14 protein-coding genes are annotated in these 17,977 nt (G+C 63.3%); 9 read left to right on the plus strand and 5 right to left on the minus strand.

All coding sequences use genetic code 11. The annotated features are described in order from the left end of the window. Positions 1–100 precede the first annotated feature (100 nt). Entirely contained in the window at positions 101–793 is a 693-nt protein-coding gene (locus JQ641_RS27935; RefSeq protein ID WP_211999088.1) for a DUF2270 domain-containing protein, read from the plus strand. Positions 794–922: 129 nt separating this feature from the next. On the opposite strand, the gene JQ641_RS27940 is transcribed toward JQ641_RS27935, so the two are convergent. Both JQ641_RS27940 and JQ641_RS27945 read right to left on the minus strand, forming a co-directional pair. Further along, positions 923–1,594 (minus strand): PepSY domain-containing protein, encoded by a 672-nt coding sequence (locus tag JQ641_RS27940; protein ID WP_249150764.1) that lies wholly within the window; start codon positions 1,592–1,594, stop codon positions 923–925. Continuing rightward, on the minus strand, positions 1,594–2,805 hold the full coding sequence (locus tag JQ641_RS27945) for a patatin-like phospholipase family protein (protein WP_211999089.1): 1,212 nt from the start codon (positions 2,803–2,805) through the stop codon (positions 1,594–1,596). The genes JQ641_RS27940 and JQ641_RS27945 overlap by 1 nt, the downstream gene beginning before the upstream one ends. A 361-nt stretch (positions 2,806–3,166) precedes the next feature. Between JQ641_RS27945 and JQ641_RS27950 the strand changes: the two genes are divergently transcribed. From JQ641_RS27950 to dinB, 4 genes are all read left to right on the plus strand, one after another. Next, on the plus strand, positions 3,167–4,450 hold the full coding sequence (locus tag JQ641_RS27950) for a four-carbon acid sugar kinase family protein (protein ID WP_349628633.1): 1,284 nt from the start codon (positions 3,167–3,169) through the stop codon (positions 4,448–4,450). Then, the gene (gene pdxA / locus JQ641_RS27955; RefSeq protein WP_211999090.1) at positions 4,447–5,457 is read left to right on the plus strand and encodes a 4-hydroxythreonine-4-phosphate dehydrogenase PdxA; all 1,011 of its coding nucleotides are present in this window, start codon (positions 4,447–4,449) and stop codon (positions 5,455–5,457) included. Before JQ641_RS27950 ends, pdxA begins: the two co-directional genes overlap by 4 nt. A 125-nt stretch (positions 5,458–5,582) precedes the next feature. Then, positions 5,583–6,782, plus strand: a complete 1,200-nt coding sequence (locus JQ641_RS27960) for an adenylate/guanylate cyclase domain-containing protein (protein WP_211999091.1) — start codon at positions 5,583–5,585, stop codon at positions 6,780–6,782. Positions 6,783–6,890: 108 nt separating this feature from the next. Next, complete coding sequence (gene dinB / locus JQ641_RS27965; protein ID WP_211999092.1) at positions 6,891–8,138, plus strand: DNA polymerase IV; 1,248 nt, start codon at positions 6,891–6,893, stop codon at positions 8,136–8,138. A 65-nt stretch (positions 8,139–8,203) separates the two neighbouring features. Here the strand turns inward: dinB and JQ641_RS27970 are convergent, their stop codons facing one another. Continuing rightward, entirely contained in the window at positions 8,204–8,578 is a 375-nt protein-coding gene (locus JQ641_RS27970; protein WP_211999093.1) for a winged helix-turn-helix transcriptional regulator, read from the minus strand. A gap of 150 nt (positions 8,579–8,728) precedes the next feature. Between JQ641_RS27970 and JQ641_RS27975 the strand changes: the two genes are divergently transcribed. The 4 genes from JQ641_RS27975 (at position 8,729) to JQ641_RS27990 (ending at position 13,673) form a co-directional block, all read left to right on the plus strand. Next, positions 8,729–9,655, plus strand: a complete 927-nt coding sequence (locus tag JQ641_RS27975; protein ID WP_211999094.1) for a DMT family transporter — start codon at positions 8,729–8,731, stop codon at positions 9,653–9,655. 112 nt (positions 9,656–9,767) lie between these two features. Further along, entirely contained in the window at positions 9,768–12,101 is a 2,334-nt protein-coding gene (locus tag JQ641_RS27980) for a xanthine dehydrogenase family protein molybdopterin-binding subunit (protein ID WP_211999095.1), read from the plus strand. Then, on the plus strand, positions 12,098–13,021 hold the full coding sequence (locus JQ641_RS27985) for a 2-dehydro-3-deoxygalactonokinase (protein ID WP_211999096.1): 924 nt from the start codon (positions 12,098–12,100) through the stop codon (positions 13,019–13,021). The genes JQ641_RS27980 and JQ641_RS27985 overlap by 4 nt, the downstream gene beginning before the upstream one ends. 13 nt (positions 13,022–13,034) lie before the next feature. Further along, entirely contained in the window at positions 13,035–13,673 is a 639-nt protein-coding gene (locus JQ641_RS27990) for a 2-dehydro-3-deoxy-6-phosphogalactonate aldolase (RefSeq protein WP_211999097.1), read from the plus strand. Between the two features lie 32 nt (positions 13,674–13,705). Here JQ641_RS27990 and JQ641_RS27995 read toward each other — a convergent pair whose 3' ends face one another. Together JQ641_RS27995 and garD are read right to left on the minus strand one after the other, a co-directional pair. Continuing rightward, positions 13,706–16,147, minus strand: coding sequence for a polyamine aminopropyltransferase (locus tag JQ641_RS27995; RefSeq protein ID WP_249150765.1), 2,442 nt, complete (start codon positions 16,145–16,147; stop codon positions 13,706–13,708). A gap of 267 nt (positions 16,148–16,414) precedes the next feature. After that, positions 16,415–17,959, minus strand: a complete 1,545-nt coding sequence (gene garD, locus JQ641_RS28000) for a galactarate dehydratase (RefSeq protein WP_211999098.1) — start codon at positions 17,957–17,959, stop codon at positions 16,415–16,417. Between the last annotated feature and the right edge of the window lie 18 nt (positions 17,960–17,977).

Genomic DNA, 17,977 nt, shown 5'->3' on the forward strand with positions numbered 1-17,977 from the left:
CGATGCAGCGAGCTTATCGATGATGCATCGGTGCCTGACACGCTGATGGCCGTTGTTGCCGGCCGATCGCCGTGACGAATTCGAAACAGGGGAGGAGAAAATGCAGGAACCGGAACGACGCGAAATCGGCCGCATCTATTTTCCTTCATCTCCCAGCGAGTTCATAACTGCATTCGCGCATTTCCATCGGGCCGAGATTGCCCGCATGGCCGGATGGCGAGATCGCATCGACCGGACCACCAATTGGGCCATTACGCTGGTCGCCGCGATGCTCTCGGTCTCGCTTTCGACGTCGAATGCGCACCACAGCGTGCTGATGTTTGCGATGGTGCTGGCATTCTTCCTGCTGATGATTGAGTCGCGGCGCTATCGCTTCTTCGACGTCTATCGGTCTCGCGTGCGCCGGCTGGAGCGCAATTACTACGCCAAACTGTTTGATCCCGGCGTGAAAGCGGAGGAGGACTGGCAGCGCATCATGGCTGCCGATCTTCTGGCGCCGACATTCGTGATGTCGATGGCAGAGGCCGTGTCGCGAAGGTTGCGACGCAACTACATCTGGATATTCCTGATCCTGCTGGGCGCATGGGCGCTCAAGGTGACCTTTCCCTCCTTCAGCGGCGAGGTCCCGTCGGCTCTCACCTTCGACGATTGGGTCAGGAATGCCGGCGTGGGTCCGGTTTCCGGCTGGATCATATCGGCGGTCATGCTGGCTTTTTACGGCTGGATCGTCATCGCTGCACTGAGGACTGGCGGCCGTCAGGGCGAACTCGCACATGGCGATGCTCATGTGTGAGGCGTGCAGGCATGTCTTTCGATCCTGGAGGTGGGACTGCAAGCAACCAATCGATGTCCGCGAATTTTTTCTACACGACCTTCACGCAGCGGGCGGAATCGAATTGGTGTTCGCCGCGGTGTGATTGAATCATCGCGATCCGTGGCGGGCGTTCGATCCCCGGCCTCTTGTCTGCGGTGGTTCGAGAACGACCTGCTTCAGATCGCCGCCGCCGTTCACCACGACGACGACGAAATTGAGTTTGCCATTGTCGTCCATCAGGCTTCCGCCAATGGCGCGTCCCGATGCAACTTGTTCCGCGACGACGGCGTCCGACAGCTCTTGCCGGACGGTCCGCAGCGCCATGACGTTGTTCCGGTCGTCCGGATTGAGGTCCTTCAGGTGCGACACTGTTTCCGCGCCGATCGTGTCGCCGGTTTTTGCATCGATCGCATGTTCCCAGAGACGGTTATCCTGGACGGTCTTCACGCGATAAACCGGTGAACCCGACGCGCCATCGAAGCTGATATCCGCGGTTCTCGAACCGGCGTGCCGCTTTTCAGCGATCCCCATCGCCTGGCGCAGTGAGAGCTGTGCCGCACGGAAGGCCTCGAGCTCGCGGTTGACCGCCTCCTGGTGGATGCGCTCGTTCTCTGCGCCTTCCTGCTGCGTGGCAGCCTCCTGCATCGCCGACAATTGGGGTATCGCAAATGGCGGAGCAAGCGCGAGGAGGGAGAGAAGGATGACCGCAAATCGTTGCTTGTTTGACATCGGCTGCTTTCGTTGTTTGCACGTGCCGGATTGAAAGTCGGGGGCTGGCATCAATTGCCGCTGGCGAGATGCCGCGTGGTTGAGACGCCGGACATCGGCGCAGGTTCCAATTCGTCCGGCGGCGGGGATGCCGACCAGACACGGTTGCCGCGCGCCCTGTCGTAACCGTACTGGAACAGCGCGCGCATATAGGCGGTGTCGAAGCCGGAGGTCGGCGAAGCCGGCTGATCGCCCTCGATGTAAGTCAGGTTGAATCCGAACTTGTTGCGGCGGGCGAAGATATAGGTGCTGTACAGAATCGAGCGGGTCTGAATTTTCGTCATCGTCGATGACGACCGCGCCGCGATTTCAACAGTGGCATTCCGAACCAGCTTGAATTCACGCTCGACCTTGTTGTTGATCAGGATGTAGAGCTGCAGATTGCCCATCTGGCCCGGCTTGGCATCGTGCAGCAGGTAGGCCTCCGGCAGCGTCAGGACAGGCGCGGTCACGCCGCCATCGACGTGCATCTCTTCGAAACGCTTGCCGTTGGCTTCGGCGGTCACCAGCATCGGCGGAAACACCACGGGCAGGCTGGCCGATGCGGCGACGACGTCCCGGAACAGGTTCAGCGCCGCAGGCGTGCGGAGCGAGGCGATGCCTCCCATGTCCCAGATCGCGGTGCGCTGCGAATCGAGATTGGTCGTGACGACGAGCAGCCGCCGGCCCTTGGCGTGTTCGGCTGCGACCGCCGCGACGAAGTCGGCATCGATATATTTGGCCACCAGTTCGCGCAGCCGGGCGTTGCCGAACAGGCCCGCCCCGAAGATCGCATTGAACGGGTTCGGTGCGTCGAGAAGGCTCTCGGCGATGCCGCTGGTGTAGAGCTCACGCAAGGTCGCGTCATAGCCGGGACCGAGGAACGCGAATGGTGCGATGAGCGCGCCGGTGCTGACACCCGACACGATCGAGAACGAGGGACGCTTGCCGGTCTCGGTCCAGCCGATCAGCACGCCGGCGCCATAGGCGCCGTCAGCCCCGCCACCGGATAATGCAAGATAGGTGCGCGGTCCGCGCAGCGCGGCTGGTGCGGGATATTGCCGGAATGTGGCGGCGGGCTCGTCGGCGTAGCGGCGCAGATCCGAAAGATCGAGGACGCGCGCGGAGGATGCATCCGCAACGCTGTGCGGCGTCCTCGGCAGCGACGAACATCCGGCGGTGAGAAGGCTGAGCGCTGAAACCATGGCCAAGGCGACGGATGTCCGAAGACCGATGCAGTTCATGACATTTCCGGATTGGAAGGGAGCGCTCAGGGGCGACCCGCGGGGCATCGCGAGTCGCTTCGCCATTCGGCCCATCGGGATGCGGCGAACATGCGCTCCGTCAGGCGCCCGCGATTGCTGGACGGCCGCGGCTCCCGCCTGGACCTGATTCCGTCGCACGCATCCGGACGCACCGCCGGAAACAGGGCCACTTTGACGCCATAAGACACATCCAAACCAATCAAGTGAGTAATCACTTACTAAAATCGACTGACTCGAAAGTCAACCGTGGATCACGTTTAGGTATTAAAATACCCTTGTTGATGGTGAAAGGATCCAGCCTGCGCACGGCAGCAGGCGGCAAATAGGGTAGGGTCTGGGAGTGACGAAACATATCACCGACCGCGCAAGGATGGCCCGTCACTGGCTGATCCTTGCAGACGATCTCACCGGAGCCGCCGACTGCGCCATTGCCTTCGGCAGGATAGGGCGTGAGGCGGTCGTGACGTGGGGTGACGCCACAAAGCCGTCGCATCGCCAGGCGGCTGTTTGGGCCCATGACGTCGCAAGTCGCGGCCTTTCGCCCGAGGCCGCGGCGGCGCGCCATCTCGGCGTGCTGGCACGCTTGCCCATGTCCGAACGTGCGCTGTTCAAGAAGATCGATTCAACGTTGCGGGGACAGCCCGCGGCGGAACTGGCCGCGACGCTTGCCCATCTGAAGTCAGGAGCCGAGCGGATATTTGGCGTGCTGGCACCAGCCTTTCCGGCGACCGGCCGCACCACCGTCGACGGCCGAGTCCTCGTTCACGGCGCGGCGCTGGAAGAAACCGAGCTATGGCGGCGCGATCACACCTATCCGAATGCCGATCTCGACGACGTTCTCGCTGCCGCCGGAATTTGCGGCGAGAAGGTCGCGCTTGCTGCTGTGCGTGGGGGCGATCTGCGAGCCAGGTTCGCAACGATGGCGGATCGGTCGGCCACAATGGTCGCCATCTGTGACGCCGAGACCGAGAATGATCTGGCCCTGATCGCGGAGGCGGGGCTGCATGCATCGCCTGCGAGCGTCTTCATCGGCAGCGCTGGTCTTGCGCATGCGCTGGCGAATCTGGAGGGGCGTGGCGGCAGCGAAGCGCTGCGTATTCCCGCCAGCAAGTTCGGAACGCTCACCGTCGTCGGTTCGCTCGCCGGTGCCTCCCGTGTCGCGGCACGCCGCTTGAGAGAGACGGGAACGGCCGCCTATTTTCCGGTCGAACCGAAAGCCCTGGCTGGAAATGATCTCGATCGCGGGGACCTTGCTTCCGGAGTGATGGCGCGTCTCGCTAATGGTGGCGATGCTCTCGTCGAGATATCGCTGAACGATTCTCCAAACATGTCGGCAGGGCCGCTTCTGGCGCACAATCTCGCGACAGCGCTGCAAGTCGCCGCGCCCGTGATCGGTGCGATTGCGGCAACGGGCGGCGAAACCGCGGCAGCGCTCTTGTCGGGCCTTGGCGTCAACGCTATCCGTCTTGCCGACGAGATCGAACCCGGCGTGTCGCTCGGCCTCACGCTGGGCGCGCTGTCCGTTCCTGTCGTCACCAAGGCGGGCGCATTCGGCGACGCGGATAGTCTTGTACGCATCAACGCGCGCCTTCACGCCGTTCGAACCAGAGGAAATTTTGCATGAGCCGCCCGACGATTGCGATCACGATGGGCGATCCCGCCGGCATCGGCCCCGAAGTGATCATGAAGGCGCTGGCGCAGGAAGCGGCGCGGGCAATCTGCAATCCGCTCGTGATCGGCGACGCCAACCGGCTGCGCAAGGCAGGCCGGCTGGTCGGCGCGTCGGTTGCGGTCGATGCACTCGGCGATGCCAAACAGGCGGATTTTGCCGCAAGCGCCGTGCAATGCCTGGACCTGAAACTGGTGCCGGACGATTTGCCGTTCGGCCAGGTGTCGGCAGCAGCAGGCGAGGTCGCCTATCGCTGCATCGAAAAGGCCGTCGAGGTGGTGCAGGCAGGCGGCGCGCAGGCGATCTGCACTGCGCCGCTGTCGAAGGAAGCTCTTCACGCAGCCGGCCACAAATTTCCGGGCCACACCGAATTGCTGGCGCATCTCACCGGAACACCCGAAGTCTCGATGATGCTGGTGTCATCGAAGCTCCGCGTCATCCACGTCACCACGCATATCGGCCTTCTCGATGCGATCGAGAAGATCGAGCCCGGCCTCGTCGAACGCGTGATCTCGCGCGGACACGGCGTACTGGTACGCGCCGGCATCGCCAATCCAAGAATTGGTGTTTGTGCGATCAATCCCCATGCCGGCGAAAACGGGTTGTTCGGCCGTGGCGAGGAAGCGGCGAAGATCGCGCCCGCGATTGACGCCTGCCAGCGCCGTGGCTGGGATGTACGCGGCCCGCTGCCGGCGGACACGCTGTTCTTCCTGGCTGGCCGCGGCGATTACGACATGGTGGTTGCGATGTACCACGATCAGGGTCACGGCCCCATCAAGGTCCTCGGGCTGGAAGCGGGTGTTAACATCACCGTCGGCCTGCCCGTGATCCGGACCTCCGTCGATCACGGCACGGCTTTCGATATTGCGGGCAAGGGTATCGCGGATGAGCGCAGCCTGATCGAGGCGCTGCGGCAGGCGGCCGATCTGGCGCCGGACGCGGATCTCCGCGATTGTGTGTGATCAAGTATGTGTGTTTAAGCCGGCGTTCCCGATCGCGCAGGCAAATTGCGGCGGCCTCCATTGACGTCGCCGCGCGGGAACACATATCCCGCAGCATCGATCTACGTTACCGCTCAGGAGCAAGTATGGACGCGCCGCTGAATATCGATCCCGTCACAGCGCAATCCGGCGGCGACGTCGTGCACTGGCTGACCAACGGCACGCGCGATGAGCGCTTCATCGACAATATCTTTGCCGAAATGTGCGTCCGGCTTCAGCAAGCGGACATTCCCGTCAAGCGGGCGTCGCTTCATATCCTGATCCACCATCCGCAATGGCTCGGCGCCCGGATCATGTGGGAAGACGGGATGCGCGAGGCCGAGATTGCGCGCGTTGACTACGATGTCCAGGAGCGATCCGAATATATCGGCAGTCCCGCCAACGAAATCCATGACGGTGTCACCGAGGTGCGCGAGAATCTCGAGCGCGATCCCCTGCTGGGCCGCAAGCATGCCGTCTATGACGAGATGCGGGCGAAAGGCCTGACCGATTATGTGGCGTGGCCGCTGTATCATACGCTCGGCAAGCGCCACATCGTGACCTTTGCAACCGACCGGCCAGGCGGTTTCGACGCCGCGCATATCGCCGCCCTGCAGAGATTGCTGCCGGTGCTGGCGCTGGTCAGTGAAATCCGGGTCAAGAACCGGCTGGCGCGTACGCTACTGGAGACTTATGTCGGCTCGCATGCCGGCGAGCTCATTCTGGCGGGCGCCACCAGGCGCGGAACCGGAACGACGGTTCGCGCCGCCATCATGATCTGCGACTTGCGTGATTTCACCCGGATCTCCGACAACTGGCCGCGCGATGACGTCATTGATCTCCTGAACGGCTATTTCGACGCGATGTCGGAGCCGATCGCGCGGCATGGCGGCGAAATACTGAAGTTCATCGGCGACGGCCTGCTCGCCATTTTTCCGCTCAGCCAGCCCTCGGCCTGTGCAAATCTGCTGCATGCCGTGACTGAGGCGCGTCAGGCCATGACGGCGCTGAACGAAAAGAACAGCGAAACCGGCCGTGCGCCGCTGAACTACGGTATCGGCGTCCACGTCGGCGACGTCATGTACGGCAATATCGGCTCGCGCAGCCGGCTCGACTTCACGGTCATCGGTCCGGCCGTCAACATGGCGTCGCGCCTCGAAGCCCTCACCAAACAATTGGGGAAACCGGTGCTGCTGTCCCGCGCGTTCGCCGACTCCGTTGAAGGCGATTTCGATCTCGAACGCGTCGGTGAACATCCGGTGCGCGGCTTCAATGACCCGATCGAGCTGTTTGCGTATCACGGCTGAATGCCGGACTACGCCCGCGCGTCACCGATCGCTTGACACAAGGCGTCCTTGTTCTCATTATGTTCTCTCTGCGAGAACATCGTCAAAACGTCATGGGCGAACGGTCGGATGGCAACGACAGCCACCATCCTCCATGCGGACCTGGATGCTTTCTATGCCTCGGTAGAGCAGCTGCTTGATCCATCGCTGCGCGGCAAACCCATTGCCGTCGGTGGCGGGGTTGTGCTTGCCGCGTCCTACGAAGCTAAGGCCTTCGGTGTCCGCGGCGGCATGCCGGGACGGCAAGCGTGCGAACTCTGTCCGCACCTCATTTTTGTCGGCGGGCATTTCAGCGAATACCAACGGCTGGGCGATGCCGCCATCAAGGTGATCGGCGATTTCACGCCCCTCGTCGAGCGGATCTCCATCGACGAGGCCTTTGCCGACGTCGCGGGCTGCACCCATCTGTTCGGACCGCCTGCCGAAATCGCGATGGCTATCCGCCAACGCGTGCGCGCGGAGCTTGGCCTTCCGATCTCGGTCGGTGTCGCGCGCACCAAGCATCTGGCGAAAATTGCTTCGCAAGTGGCCAAACCCGACGGGCTCGTCGTTGTCGATCCCGATACGGAGCTCGGATTCCTTCACCACCTGCCGGTCGAGCTGATGTGGGGCGTGGGTCCGGCGACGCGGACACGGCTGGCCGAAATCGGCGTGCTCACGATCGGGCAACTGGCAGCGACACCGGGATGTTCGCTCAAGCGGGTGCTTGGTTCCGCGGCAGGGACGAAACTTTCGGCGCTGGCGTGGAATCGTGATCCCCGGGAAATCAAGACTCACCGCCGGGCTCGATCGGCAGGGGCGCAATCGGCGCTTGGCAGGAAGCCTGCCGAAGAGCGGGTTGTTCGATCCACACTGCTTCACCTTGCTGACCGTATCGGCAGCCGGCTCCGCGCCAAGTCCAGGCCGGGGCGGACGGTGACGGTCCGTGTTCGCTTCGCCAACCTGAACTCAGTCACGCGCTCGGTCACGCTCGACGCGCCAGTGTCCGCGACCCTGATTCTGGCCGAGGTCGCCGAGGAGCTGGTGCGCGCAGCCCTTGCCGATCATCCTCACGAGAAAACAATCTCGCTGCTGGCGATTTCCGTGTCGCATCTTGGAGAGCAACGGGATGTGGAACTCGAACTGCCGCTAGGACTTGGCGATGAAGCACGCCGCCCCGGTACCAAAAGAGGCATGGCACGTGGGGCGGCCGATCATGCCGTCGATAAAATTCGCGATCGCTTCGGCTGGGATGCGATCGGTTACGGATCGGTGGCGCTGGGCGTCTCTTCTTCCGTCCCCGACGCGTTTCGCGAACTCGCCGAAAAGGACCTGTGAACTTCACCCTCAAGACGAAAGCGTTGCCGGGAGCAATGCAACGACGGATCGAACTTGCCGCGCGGTTAAAGCCCGGTTCGCGCTTTCCAGCTCTTGCCTGATTTCGGATCGTAGCGCCCGCCACCGAGATGCTCGTGGCCCCAATTCATCATCTGCAGCAGGACGGGCTCCAGGCGCTTTCCTTCGTCGGTCAGCTGATAGGCGTATCGGACAGGATTTTGCTGGTAGGGCTCGCGTTTCACCAGGCCCCATTCCGCGAGTCGTTTGAGCCGTTCGGACAGGATGTTCGACGGGACGCGTTCAGCACTGTCCTGCAGCGCCTGAAAGGTCTGCTTTCTGTGCCACATCAGGTCGCGAACGATAAGAAGCGTCCACTTGTCGCCCACGACTTCCAGCGCGCGCGCGATGGAGCATGTCGATCGGAAATCATGTTTTGCCATGGCGAACTTGCCCGCGTTTCCGGCACCGGGCCTGCCCGGAACGGTGTCCCTCGATAATCTACCAGACCGACTTGCATTTTTAAAGTGTCATGGCTAGTGTAACTTTCGATTTTAAAGTGACTGGCTGGCGCCGGGCTGATCGAGGTGGTCATGAACAGGATTGTACTCGCCCATGCGGCCGCGGCGGCAGCGGCCTTGATCGCGGGGGCTGCCGTCGTTGCAACGCGCTCCGTCATTGGAGAGATCGACCCGATCTCGCTGGTCTTCTATCGCTACCTGATCTCGATCGCCTGCTTTGCGCCGTTTCTGCTGGCGATGTGGCCGCGCGGCGGCCTTGCGCTATCCGAATGCGCAAAGATCGCCGGGTTCGGGATTCTGTTCTTCGTGCTTTTTCCCTGGGCCTTCAATGCATCGCTCCAATACGTGCCGGCCGCGCGTGGCGCGGTGGGTCTGGCGACGATACCGATCCAGACCCTGATCGTCGCAGCTGCCTTTGGACGAGAGAAGCTGACCACCGCGAAGGTGGCAGGCGTCGTGCTGGCGTTTTCCGGCATCGCCGTGGCGTTTGGCACCGCTGCATTCGGGCGGGGAAATGCCGACTACATGGTCGGAGATGGGCTGATGCTTCTTAGCGTTCTCTGCGCCGCCATCTACTCCGTGTTCAGCCGTGCAACCCTGATGCGCCACGGGCCGATTTTCGTGACGGCATTGGCGATGGCATTCGCCGTCGCTGTCTTGTTGCCGGTTGTCGGTCTCCAGCAAGGCAGCGTTGCTCTGCCTGCGCTCACTACAAAAGCATGGATCGCGGTGGCGTTCCTTGGAACAGTCGCCGGTGTTCTGCAGTTTTCGCTTTTCATGTGGGCGTTGCGCTGGCTGCCCCCGACGACGACCGTGTTGTACCTGACGCTCAATCCAATCACGGCGATGGCGCTGGGCATTGCGATGCTTGGCGAATCGCTGACGGTGGAGCTCGTCGCCGGTATGGCACTCGTTCTCGTCGGTATCCTGGTTGGCACCGGTATCGTTTCGGTCAACAGGAATTGGGCCCGGCAGCCGTCGTCGGGTCCGGCCCGCTAGAGCGCGCGAAGTGGTCGACAGGTCCGCAACGCAAATTCGACAGGGCGAGAAGGGTGGCGGTCCCCGCAATGGCCCAATATAACCCTTGGTTCTACGCCAAGGAGGTGAGCGGTTGCGCGATCGTTATCAAGGTCAGTCCCTGAACCGGCTGGAAGATCATCGCTTCCTCACCGGGCGCGGGACCTACGTCGCCAATGATCATGTGGCTGATGTGTTGCACGCCCATGTGGTCCGCTCGCCGCACGCCTTCGCACGAATTACCAGGCTCGATCTGGACGCGGCACGTGCGCTCCCCGGCGTTGTGGCGGTGCTTTGCGAAGCCGACCTCGCGGCCGACGGGATCGGCGAGTTGCCCTGCGTCACGGTGATCGACGCGGCCGAGCCGATCATCGCGCCGCCGCGACCCGCGCTGGCCCGTGATTTCGTACGGCATGTCGGTGATCCCGTCGTCCTGATTGTCGCAGAGACGCTGGAAGCGGCAGTGGCGGGCGGCGAAGCGGTCGACATCGCCTATGAGTCGCAACCTTGCGTCACCGTGGCGACCGCGGCGCTGAGGCCGGATGCCCCGCTGTTATGGAAAGAGGCGCCGGGCAATTCCGCCTTCCTGTTCCGGAAGGGCGACGCGGCGGCTGTCGCCGCGGCGATGGCAGAGGCCGCTTATGTCGTCGAATGCGACCTGTTCAACAACCGCGTCGCGGCAGCTCCCTTGGAGACGCGCGCGGCGATCGGCTTTCATGATCGCAAGACGGATCAGTTTCTGCTGTCGGTGACCGGCCAGGCCGTTCACGACACCCGAAAGGTGCTCGCCGGCACCGTCTTCAAGATTCCGCTCGAACGGCTTCGCGTGGTCGTGCCTGACGTCGGCGGCGGTTTTGGGATGAAGAACTACGTCTATCCCGAATATGTGCTGGTGCTGTGGGCGGCAAGGAAACTCGGCCGCCCGGTGCGCTGGGTTTGCGAACGATCGGAAGATTTCGTCAGCTCGGCGCATGGCCGCGATTTCTTTTCCCGCGCGCGGCTCGCACTCGACACCGATGGCCGGTTTCTCGCGCTCGAAGTGAAGGCGGTCGCCAATATGGGCGCGTACCTGTCGACCAGCGGCCCGATCAGCTCCACTAATGCTGCCGGCAGCGCGATCGGCGGCGTCTATGATATCCCGTCAGTGTTTTACGAGGTGCGCGGCGCCTTCACCAACACGCCGCCGATCGACGCCTATCGCGGCGCCGGCAAGCCCGAAGCCAATTATCTGATCGAGCGGCTGGTGAATCTTGCATCGGTCAAAACCGGCATCGATGCGGTCAAGTTGCGCCGCCGCAACATCGTCAGCAGGTTTCCGCATCGTACCGCGATGGGCATGAAGATCGACGGCGGCCGCTTCAAGGCCAATCTGGACGAGGCGATCGCGCTCGCCGATCGCGACGGTTTTCGCAAGCGGCGCAAGCAATCTGACAAAGCCGGCCTGCTGCGCGGCCTCGGGATTGCGTGCTTCCTCGAAACCTCCCGCGGTGTGCCGTTGGAAATGGCGCGGGCCGCGTTCGAAGCCGACGGTACGGTGTCGCTGGCGGTCGGTACGCAGTCCAACGGGCAGGGGCACGAGACCGCCTATCCGCAGGTCGCGGCCGACCTGCTGGGATTGCCGATCGATGCATTCCGCTTCCAGCAGGGCGACACGGATTTTCTGTCCGGCGGCAACGGCCACGGCGGCGCGCGTTCGATGCATATGGGCGGCACCGCTTTGGTGATGGCGATTGAAAAGCTGATCGAGAAGGGAAAGCTGATTTCCGCGCATCTGCTGCAGGCGCCGGCCGACCAGGTGGTGTTTGCCGATGGCCGCTTTGTCGTGAAATCCACCGAGCGCGCCATCGAGATCGGCAAGGTAGCCGATGCCGCACGGGATGCCGCCAACCTGCCGGAAGGATTGACGCCGGGGCTCGAGGGAAGCGCGACCAACAGTTCCGAACTCTACAATTTTCCGAACGGCTGCCATGTCGCGGAAGTCGAGATCGATCCCGACACCGGCGTGGTGCGGCTCGATCGCTACACCATCGTCGATGATTTCGGCCGCCTGATCAATCCGCGCGTGGCGCTCAGCCAGGTGCATGGCGGGGTGGCGCAAGGCATCGGACAGTCGCTGCTGGAGCACATCGTGTTCGATCCCGAGGGGCAGCTGCTCAGCGGCTCCTTCATGGACTACACGCTGCCGCGCGCGCAGGATTTGCCGAATTTTGCCGGCGGTCTGAATGAATCGTCGCCGACAAAGTCTAATCCGCTAGGCGTGAAGGGAACCGGGCAGGCCGGCAGCATCGCCGCGCCGCAAACCATCATGAACGCCGTGCTCGACGCCTTGTCGCCGCTCGGTATCAATGAGCTGGACATGCCGGCGACGCCGTATCTGGTGTGGAGCGCGATACAGAAAGCACGAACATCAGGACGGATTTCGAAATGAGCCAGGCCGCTTATGTCGCCGTCGATTGGGGCACCAGCAGCTTCCGGCTGTGGCTGATGAATCAAGCCGGCGACGTGCTGTCGGAACGACGCAGCGATGAAGGCATGATGGCGGCCGCCAAGATCGGCTTCGCCGCCGTGCTGCAATCGCATCTTGATGCCGTCGGTGCCGCCGCTCACCTGCCTGTCATCATCTGCGGCATGGCGGGCGCCCGGCAGGGCTGGGTTGAAGCGGGATATATCGACACGCCGGCAAGCCTCGCATCTATCCTGCAGCGTGCCGTGCTGGTTCCCGGTCAATCCCGTGATATCCGGATCCTTCCAGGCATCGCACAGCGCGACACCAAGGCGCCGGACGTGATGCGCGGCGAAGAAACCCAACTTCTCGGTGCTCTCGGCGCAGATGGTGAAGCGCTGGTCTGCATGCCCGGCACCCATTCGAAATGGGCCAGCGTGCGCGGTGGGACCGTCGAACGCTTCACCACATTCATGACCGGAGAACTCTTCAGCGCCGTATCGCAAGGGACGATCCTCTCGCTGGCCGTGGCGAACGCGGACGAAGCCGTGGATACCAAAGCCTTCAGATCGGCTGTCGTTGCCGCCTTTGAGGCCCCTGCCTTCGCGGCCAATTTGTTGTTCCAGGTGCGCTCGGGTCAGCTTCTGTTCGGTGGCAGTGCCGCCTCGGCCCGCGAAAAAATATCGGGAACCCTGATCGGCCTCGAACTGGCGGCGGGACTGGCCGGCGATCGGTCGAGGCGCGATATTACACTGGTTGCGTCAGGCAGGCTCGAGGCGCTGTATCGATTGGCGTTTGACAGCCTTTCCGTTGCGGTCCAATCCATCGATTCCGATGATGCGGTCCGTCGCGGTCTTGCCTTGGCTGCCAAGTCCTTGGCCGCCACGTCCATCTGGACTTTATAGAAGGATCAAGCGCGTGAACCCTGTTGCATTCCCGCCGATGAAGCGTCCGCTGGTTGCGATCCTGCGCGGCGTGAAACCCGAAGAGGCCGAGGGCATCGTCGGCGTGCTGATCGAACACGGCATGACGGCGATCGAGATTCCGCTCAACTCTCCGGATCCGTTCCGCTCCATCGAGATCGCCGTGAAGAAAGCCTCTGCCGATATCCTGATCGGTGCGGGCACCGTGCTGACGCCTGACGATGTCGAGCGGCTCCATGACGTCGGCGGACGGTTGATGGTTTCTCCCAACGTCGACCCCGAAGTGATTGCCAGCGCCCGGGACCACGGCATGATCACGATGCCCGGTGTGTTTACGGCGACGGAGGCGTTGCTGGCGGCGAAGACTGGGGCTTCCGCGCTGAAATTCTTTCCGGCGGGCGTCCTTGGCGCGGCGGGAATAACAGCGATCCGCGCCGTACTTCCCGCAGGTCTCATGATCGCCGCCGTCGGCGGAATCTCCGACAAGAATTTTGCGGAGTACACCAAGGCCGGCATTCACGCCTTCGGTCTCGGTACCAGCCTTTACAAGCCGGGCATGACCGCGGCCGAAGTCGCCGAACGCGCCAAGGCGACGATCCGCGCGTACGACACGGCGATGCAGGAACCGAAATAGTTAAGCGGACGGCTCTGCCCGCCGGATCGCCGTTAGCCGGCGACCTCGCCGGTGCGCGCTGCTATCGCCGGCGTTTCGGCCTGCCTCGGCTGGATCGACGGCGCGTCAGCAACCATCGCAGGGTTGATCGCCGGCCGTGCCGCAAACAGCGTCATGCGGCTCATCTGGCGGCCGGCGACGACGATCATCAACGCGCAGACGACATAGAGACCGACGCCGAGCGCGTAGGTGTTGGCGATACCGAACTCGATCGACAGCGCCATGCCCAGCACCGAGGCCAGCATCGACATGATGCCGTTGGCGCTCCAGAAATACGGATGCAATTCGCTTTGGCGGCGCCAGATGCTCAGCCCCAGCGGGAACATCATGCCCATGCAGAACGCGGGCGGCGCCAGCAGCAGTATCGACAGCACGATGCGCATGCCTGTCGTCTCCGAGCGCGCCCATGTCGTCAATGCGGGTGTCAGCAGCCCGGCAATCGCGAGCGTCGCGAGCAGCGCGGTGAGCCGGGTGATGACTTCGCGAGTCCGGGGAGAACGCGCGCCGACCGTGGTGCTGCCCAATCCGCCGAACAGCAGGATGGTGAACAGCACGACGCTGAGCCCATAGACCGGATGGCCCAGAAACACCATCAGCCGCTGCATCTGCGATATCTCGATCAGCATGAAGCCGATGCCGATCCCGCAGAAGAACGTCACTGGCGGCGTCAGCGTCGCCAGCGGTGTCATGCGCGCGAGGCGAATGAACGGCCCGACGACGTAGAAAAGGCAAGCCACCAGCGCCACCGCGATTAGCGCCAGCGTCATGGTGATCGCGGTGTTGTTGTGGGTGCGCGCCGACATCGGTGCGGCGACGAAATCGCCAAAGCGCGCGGTGTAGAAGAAGAACGGATTATCGTCGGTGGACGGCGTGACGTTCTCCGGCAGCGAGGCGAAGTAGGCAGCATCGGCCGTGCCGGAGATCAACTTCGTCGTCACCGCGTCGAAGGCGACATCCGGCCCCATCAGGATCTTGAAACCCTGGGCCTCAAGTCGCGTGCGCGCGGCTTGCCAATCGGCCGACGTGAACGCATCGGGCCGCGTGATCACGTTGACGATGTTGCCGACGTTGAGCGCGATCAGGTGATCCTTCAGTCCGGCGGCAGGCACGCCGTTGCGTTGCAGGGCTTCGGCCGCGATCGAGACCAGTCGATAGAATTCGCCGCGATGGGTGTCCGGGTCGTACCAGCGCGAGACCGACAGCATGCCGCGCGGCTTCAGCGCGCGGTAGAAATCGCCCCATGCTTCCACGGTATAGAGCCGGTTCTCGGTGAGTGTCAGTCCGCCCGCGGCGGTCGCCGCCCAGGTGTCAATCAGGGAGATCTGCACCAGATCGTAGCGGTCGGAAGAATGGTTGATGTAGCTGCGGGCCTCGGCGTTGATCAGGGACACGCCGGGCTGCTTGTCGAGATGGCCGGAGAAGTCGGCGAACTTGTCGGTCAGCACTTCGAAGATCGCCGGATTGATCTCGATGCCGCTGATCTTTTTGGCGCCGAACAGCAGCGCGGACAGGACGTCGCGGCCGCCGCCGACGCCGACGACGGCAACGTCTGATGTCGGTTGCACCAGATAGGCGCCGTTGATGACGTCGTCCTTCAGATAGCCGAATTTGCCGAGGTCGCCGTCGAAGCGGGTGATGACGGTGGCGGCATCGGCGTCGATGTCGAGATACTTCTGATCGATCTTGGTCGTCGGCGTGCGCGAAAAGCCCCAGCCGAACGGCACGGATTCGCCCATCGCCGTGACGCGAACGCGCGAATAGGTGTTCCAGCGCTCGAACAGCGTTCCGGTTTGTTGCGCGCCCTTGGCCCAGAACACGCCGAGATGGCTCTTGCCGGAGACATCCAGCGCCGCATGCACCATCGCGGCGGCGCCCAGCGACAGCGCGACGGCGCCGCTGAGGCGCAGCGTGCGGGTATCGCCGCTGCCGCGCACCACCATCCAGCCGGCGCCTGCAGCCATCGCGCCGATGCCGAGCGTGGCGCTGACGGGATCGATCACCAGCAACACGAAGATGATGCCGAGGCATCCGAGCGCTGCGCCGGCGAGGTCAGCAGCATAGAGCCAGCCGCCGCTGTAGGGCATGCGCGTGAGCAGCAGCGTGATGCAGACGCCGCTTGCGGTCAGCGGGATCACGAAGGCGATGGTCGAGGCCAGCAGCGCCAGCCACAGATACTCAACAGGCACCAGCACCGGTGCGCACAAGAAGCAGATCATGGCGCCGACGCCGGTGACGGCAAACCAGGAGGCGTGGCGCGCGAATTCGGTTCCGACGCGTTCGGGCGCATAGCGGGTGGGGTTGTTGTAAACCTCCATCGCGCCACGGGTCAGCCCGAGCATCGCCAGCGAAATCGCTGCAAACGCGAAATGGTAATACAGCATCACGCTGAAGAACCGCGTGATCAGGATCTGGTAGGACAGCGTGACCGAAGCCAATACGAAAATCGCAAAATAGTGGCGGCCAGTAATTTTTGGGAAGGGCTGCAAAACAGGGCTCCTCAATAACGCCGGCCAATGCGCGGTGCTGCCCCTTTTGCCTATGCTAGATTCCGTAATGTTCGCTTAAATAAATCGCATGATTTGAAGCGCCGGGCGCAACGGTCCGGTGGCTTGCGCGCGCGGCGCGGGCCTGCCGGCAGGAACGAGTTCGCCGGGCCAATGGTTAAGACATCTTAAATCGCACCTGAGCCGGCCTTCTGCAGGTCAGGTCACCGGCCCTGGCGTGAACAGCGTGAGGTCGTTGTGAATGCCCCAGCGGTCGGACCACACTTTGGTGCGGCCGCTCGCGACGTCGAGGATCAGGCGGAACAAGTCCCAGCCGGTTTCCTCGATGGTCGCCTCGCCGGTGGCGATGCGGCCGGCGTCGAAGTCGATGAGGTCCTTCCAGCGCCGCGCCAGTTCGGTGCGGGTCGATACCTTGATGACGGGCGCGGCGGCGAGGCCATAGGGCGTGCCGCGGCCGGTGGTGAACACCTGCAATGTCATTCCCGACGCAAGCTGCAGGGTGCCGCAGATGAAGTCGCTCGCGGGCGTAGCCGCGAAGATCATGCCTTTCTTGCGCACGCGCTCGCCCGGCGCGAGCACGTCGACGATCGCGCTGGTGCCGGATTTGACGATCGAGCCGAGTGATTTCTCCACGATGTTGGCGAGCCCGCCCTTCTTGTTGCCGGGCGTGGTGTTGGCGCTGCGGTCGGCATCGCCCTTGGCGAGATAGCCGTCATACCAGTCCATTTCGCGGATCAGCGCGCGGCCGACCTCCTCATTGGCGGCGCGGCGCGTCAACAGATGAATGGCGTCGCGCACTTCGGTGACTTCGGAAAACATCACGGCCGCGCCGGCGCGCACCAGCAGATCGGCGGCGAAGCCGAGCGCGGGATTGGCGGTCACGCCGGAAAAGGCGTCCGAGCCGCCGCATTGCAGGCCGATCACGAGGTCGGAAGCCGGACAGGTTTCGCGGCGGCGCGCATTGAGCACGGCAAGCCGCGCGTCCGCCATTTCCATGACCGCGTCGACGATGGCGCCAAAGCCGTCGAACGCCTCGTCCTGCATCCGCACCACGCTGCTGTCTATCCCTTCCGGCAGCAGCCGCTCGGGCACCAGCTTTTCACAGCCGAGGCCGACGACCATGACTTCGCCGCCGAAATTCGGGTTCAGCGCCAGGTTCTGCAGGGTGCGTATCGGCACGATCGCCAGCGGCGCATTGATCGCGACGCCGCAGCCGTAATTATGCGTCAGCCCGACGACGTCGTCGACATTGGGATATTTCGGCAGCAGTTCGGCCTTGATGCGCTTGATCGCAAATTGCAGCGTGCCGGCGACGCATTGCACGCTGGTCGAGATCGCCAGCACGTTCTTGGTGCCAACCGAACCATCGGGATTGCGAAAGCCCTCGAACGTGTATCCCTCAAGCGGCGCTTGCGGGGCAGGGACGGCGGTGGCGAGTTCGAGCCTGTCGAGCTCGGGCGGCGTCGGCATGTCGATGCGCGCTTCGTCGACCCATTCGCCGGCCAGGATCGGTTTTGCCGCGGTGCCGATCACCTCGTTGTAGCGGCGGATCGGCGCGCCCGGCGCAATGTCCGACAGCGCCACCTTGTGGCCCTGCGGCACGAAGGTGCGCAGTTCGAGACCGCAGGCAAAACGGCTCTTCGCCGGCAGCCCGAGATCGTTGACCACGATCGCAACATTGTCGTTGGGGTCGAGCCGGATGTAGCGCGGCTCAAAGGCCTGCGCCGTCGCAGTTCCCGTCACAAAATTCTCCTCAATCCT

The sequence above is a fragment of the Bradyrhizobium sp. JYMT SZCCT0180 genome (genome assembly GCF_018130165.1).
In the GTDB taxonomy this organism is placed as follows: Bacteria; Pseudomonadota; Alphaproteobacteria; order Rhizobiales; family Xanthobacteraceae; genus Bradyrhizobium.

Bases quoted from the DNA above. Each gene is read 5' to 3' on its own strand.
- JQ641_RS27940 (WP_249150764.1), bottom strand. From the start codon at position 1,594: ATGCCAGCCCCCGACTTTCAATCCGGCACGTGCAAACAACGAAAGCAG.
- JQ641_RS27985 (WP_211999096.1), top strand. From the start codon at position 12,098: ATGAGCCAGGCCGCTTATGTCGCCGTCGATTGGGGCACCAGCAGCTTC.
- JQ641_RS27960 (WP_211999091.1), top strand. From the start codon at position 5,583: ATGGACGCGCCGCTGAATATCGATCCCGTCACAGCGCAATCCGGCGGC.
- pdxA (WP_211999090.1), top strand. From the start codon at position 4,447: ATGAGCCGCCCGACGATTGCGATCACGATGGGCGATCCCGCCGGCATC.
- dinB (WP_211999092.1), top strand. From the start codon at position 6,891: ATGGCAACGACAGCCACCATCCTCCATGCGGACCTGGATGCTTTCTAT.
- JQ641_RS27970 (WP_211999093.1), bottom strand. From the start codon at position 8,578: ATGGCAAAACATGATTTCCGATCGACATGCTCCATCGCGCGCGCGCTG.
- JQ641_RS27945 (WP_211999089.1), bottom strand. From the start codon at position 2,805: ATGAACTGCATCGGTCTTCGGACATCCGTCGCCTTGGCCATGGTTTCA.
- JQ641_RS27935 (WP_211999088.1), top strand. From the start codon at position 101: ATGCAGGAACCGGAACGACGCGAAATCGGCCGCATCTATTTTCCTTCA.
- JQ641_RS27975 (WP_211999094.1), top strand. From the start codon at position 8,729: ATGAACAGGATTGTACTCGCCCATGCGGCCGCGGCGGCAGCGGCCTTG.